The organism is Syntrophaceticus schinkii (genome assembly GCF_000946815.1).
GTDB lineage: Bacteria > Bacillota > DSM-12270 > Thermacetogeniales > Thermacetogeniaceae > Syntrophaceticus > Syntrophaceticus schinkii.
The window spans coordinates 1-3,611 of sequence record NZ_CDRZ01000037.1 but is presented as its reverse complement, the minus strand read 5'-3'; the positions used below and the strand labels follow the sequence as shown (position 1 = coordinate 3,611).

The window sequence follows — 3,611 nt, the reverse complement described above, 5'->3', positions numbered from 1 at the left end:
TGCGCAAACGGCGGGGGTGTTGCCGGTGGATGTGGAGAAGCAAAGGATCGATATCCTGGCCTTTACCGGGCATAAAGGGCTGCTGGGCCCAGGAACGGGTGGGCTATACATGAGGCCTGGGCTCGAGATCAGTTCTTTCATCGAAGGGGGACCGGGTCTTTGTCAGAGCAGGTTTACCAGCCTGACTTTTTGCCCGATAAGTTTGAGAGCGGTACCCCTAATACCCCTGGGATCGCCGGACTGGGAGCAGGGGTTGCCTTTATCCGGAAAACAGGGATAGAGAATGTTCAGAGGCACGAACAGGAGTTGACAGGTGCTCTGATTCAGGGCTTGAAAGATATAAAAGGGGTAAGCATTTATGGGCCCCAGGATATAAAGCAGCGGACAGCTGTTGTTTCTATCAATATTGAAGAGAGAGATTGTGGAGAGGTGAGTATGCTTCTCGACCAGAAGTACGGCATTTTGTGCAGATCAGGGTTGCACTGTGCTCCCCTGGCGCACCGCACATTGGGGACTCTGAAGGCCGGGGCCTGCCGCATCAGCCCAGGACTTTTTAATACTGTGGAGGATATAGAAAAGGTTGTGCGGGCAGTCTATGAGATCATTAATTCTTGATAACTGCCTGTAATCACTTCAGCTTTAAACAGCAGAAAATCATAAGAAAAAGGGGATAGCAGCATGAGAAAAGTGATCGATGCACGGGGGCTGCCCTGCCCTCAACCGGTGGTTTTGACGAAAAAGGGATTGGAAGAAAGTGATCAGCTGACAACCATTGTCGATAACAATATTGCTGTAGAAAATGTAACAAAACTGGCCAAGAGTAAGGGCTGTACTGTAGAGGTGGAGGAAAAGGAAGGGGTATATCACCTGCACATCAGTAAAAGCTGCAGTGCCTGTCAAAGCATTTCAGAGAACCAGGGCAGTGTGGCTGTTCTCATTACCGGCAGCCTTTTTGGCAAAGGTGATCAGGAGCTGGGAAAAACTTTGATGAAAAGCTTCCTTTATGCCTTGAACCAGGTAGAAAACATCAGTCACCTGGTTTTCATGAACAGCGGTGTTTTTTTAACCACAGAAGGTTCCGAGGTTTTAGATCTGATCAAAGCTGAGGAGGAGAGTGGTGTTGAGGTCCTCTCCTGCGGCACCTGTCTGGATTTTTATGGGATCAAAGAGCGGTTAGCAGTTGGGAAAGTGACAAATATGTATACAGCTGTAGAAGTGGTTACTTCAGCTTCCAAGACTATTACGCTTTAATATATTTTCCTAGACATATACATGAGAAAATTCGATGTCAGGAAAAGCTGTAGGACTAGAGTCGCCAGTTCCTGCAGTCTTCCGACCTCCGGATTCCGGTTTCTATTTTGTCAGATGATAAAAGGATGACAAAAGGACCGTCCCTTGTAAGTTAGCTGGTCTGTGTCACACAATTTAGGGGGTGTTCTTGTGATAAAAAGTATTGATGTTGAGGGTATTAAAAAGAAAGCCGAGGATTACTATCGGTGCGGCGACTTTTATTGTTCTGAAGCAGTTGTCAAAACCATCAAGGATGAGTTTGATTTACAGCTGCCTGATGATGTGATTGCCATGGCCTCCGGGTTTCCGGTTGGCATCGGGGGTGCGGGTTGTACTTGTGGTGCACTCACCGGTGGTATCATGGCCCTGGGAATGTTGTTCGGAAGAAAAAAAGCAGGTGATCCCGGTGTCAGTAAAGCAATGGCACTGGCCAAAGAACTGCATGATACCTTTAAGGCTCGCCATAAGAGCACATGCTGCCGTGTGCTGACGAAGGGAATGGAGTTGGGATCTGAGGAGCATATGGATCAGTGTATATTTTTCACGGGTGAGGTTGCTGCGGAAACAGCGAACTTAATCATCAGGGAGAAAAAATAAAAATATTTTTTTATGTTGCAGGAATTATGAATTACAGGTAGAATACTATATAACAAAAGGAAATAGAAAAGTCGAACCACGGAGGTTCTGGGTTCCACAGAAGTGGGACATGACACCCGTGGTATTTTGTTTTTCATTCTTAACATTTTATTCTGTTATTGAGAGGAGTTGCATCAGATGCATATACCTGATGGTTTGCTGGATGCTAAAACATTTGGGACCGCCTGGGCGATAGGCGGGGTCTTTATGGCTTTTGCGGTTGCCAAGACTAACAAAGAACTGAAGGAGCGTCAGATACCTTTTATGGGAGTGATGGCTGCGTTTATCTTCGCGGCACAGATGATTAATTTGCCTATCGGAGTTGGGGTATCGGGCCACCTGCTGGGAGGGGTAATGGCGGCTGTGCTCTTGGGCCCCTGGTCAGCGTCCATTATCATGACGACCGTTCTCGCGTTACAGGCATTTGTTTTTCTGGATGGTGGTGTTACAGCCTTAGGCGCAAATATTATCAATATGGCTATAATCGGAGTTTTTGCCGGTTATGGTATCTATTTGTTGTTCCGTAAGACATGGCCGAACAGGACCGGGACTCTGGTGGGAACCTTTGTAGGGTCATGGGTATCAGTTGTTCTGGCTGCTGCAGCCTGTGCCATTGAGCTTGCTTTATCAGGGCAGGGTTCGCTCAAAATTCTGCTGACAGGACTGCTTACCTGGCATGTCCTCATTGGGCTGGTGGAAGCAGTGATTGCTACTGCGGTTGTCGGCTACCTGACACAGGTGCGGCCGGATCTTGTTCAACAAACAGCGAAGGCGTGAGGTGAGAATTATGCGCAAAGAAATAGTGGTTCTTCTAATTCTGGCGGTTGTGCTTGCTCTGTTCGTCAGTCCTTTTGCCTCCTCCTCTCCTGATGGCTTGGAGAGAGTGGGAGAAGATCATGGTTTTATAGATAATGCGGAGGAACTGATCAACTCTCCGATACCCGATTACGCTATTCCCGGGATCACCAATGAAAAGGTGGCAACTTCAGTTGCAGGAATAGTCGGGACGCTCCTTACCCTTGCTGTTGCCTATGGTATCGGTTACCTGGTCAGGAACCGTTCGGAGTCTGGGAGTAAAGTTAGGAATCAGCAGGGCGGCGGTAAATAGGTGATATGATGCGAATTGCTGTTATAGATGGACAAGGGGGAGGAATGGGCCGCCTGATCACGGACCAGATCCGGAAAAACCTTCCCCCACAAACAGAAATCATAGCTCTGGGAACAAATGCCATTGCTACATCATTAATGCTCAAAGCCGGTGCTAATGAAGGTGCCAGCGGAGAGAACGCAGTTATCCAGAATGTCGATGATGTGGATGTTATTGCAGGACCCTTGGGGATTATTTTAGCCCACTCCATGAGGGGTGAATTGACGGAAAAAATGGCTGAAGCCATTGCTAATAGTAAGGCACAGAAGTTACTACTGCCTCTGACACTGTCAAAAGTAGAAGTTATTGGAGTACAACCTGAACCCTTACCGCACCAAGTTGAGAAGCTGGTTAACAGATTAAAAGAGTTGATGGAGGTGAAGACAGATGTGTGAGGCGCACGCTTATCTGAGGCTGGATGATCGAGAAGAACTCTTATTTGAAAATGTTGACAAGGTTGAGCCACAGGATGACTGCCTTGTATTAGAGAACATTTTCGGCCAGCGCAAGATAAACTCGAAATGAAGCCAGGATAAAA

General features: G+C 47.4%; 7 protein-coding genes and 1 pseudogene. All 8 read left to right on the top strand.

The genetic code is table 11. The annotated features are described in order from the left end of the window. Positions 1-16 precede the first annotated feature (16 nt). Positions 17-67 (top strand): annotated as a pseudogene (locus SSCH_RS21605) (hypothetical protein); the annotation flags it as partial. Between the two features lie 92 nt (positions 68-159). After that, the gene (locus SSCH_RS02895) at positions 160-615 is read left to right on the top strand and encodes an aminotransferase class V-fold PLP-dependent enzyme (RefSeq protein WP_052835230.1); all 456 of its coding nucleotides are present in this window, start codon (positions 160-162) and stop codon (positions 613-615) included. 63 nt (positions 616-678) lie between these two features. After that, the gene (yedF, locus tag SSCH_RS02890) at positions 679-1,251 is read left to right on the top strand and encodes a sulfurtransferase-like selenium metabolism protein YedF (RefSeq protein WP_044664160.1); all 573 of its coding nucleotides are present in this window, start codon (positions 679-681) and stop codon (positions 1,249-1,251) included. Between the two features lie 189 nt (positions 1,252-1,440). Then, entirely contained in the window at positions 1,441-1,887 is a 447-nt protein-coding gene (locus SSCH_RS02885; RefSeq protein WP_044664159.1) for a C-GCAxxG-C-C family (seleno)protein, read from the top strand. A gap of 177 nt (positions 1,888-2,064) precedes the next feature. Continuing rightward, complete coding sequence (locus tag SSCH_RS02880) at positions 2,065-2,703, top strand: energy-coupling factor ABC transporter permease (RefSeq protein ID WP_044664158.1); 639 nt, start codon at positions 2,065-2,067, stop codon at positions 2,701-2,703. A gap of 10 nt (positions 2,704-2,713) precedes the next feature. Continuing rightward, on the top strand, positions 2,714-3,034 hold the full coding sequence (locus SSCH_RS02875) for a PDGLE domain-containing protein (protein WP_044664157.1): 321 nt from the start codon (positions 2,714-2,716) through the stop codon (positions 3,032-3,034). Positions 3,035-3,039: 5 nt separating this feature from the next. Continuing rightward, a complete protein-coding gene (locus tag SSCH_RS02870) occupies positions 3,040-3,468 on the top strand; it encodes a DUF3842 family protein (protein ID WP_232294183.1) in 429 nt (142 codons plus the stop codon). Next, positions 3,461-3,598, top strand: a complete 138-nt coding sequence (locus tag SSCH_RS17240; protein ID WP_084710881.1) for a CooT family nickel-binding protein — start codon at positions 3,461-3,463, stop codon at positions 3,596-3,598. Before SSCH_RS02870 ends, SSCH_RS17240 begins: the two co-directional genes overlap by 8 nt. Positions 3,599-3,611 lie beyond the last annotated feature (13 nt).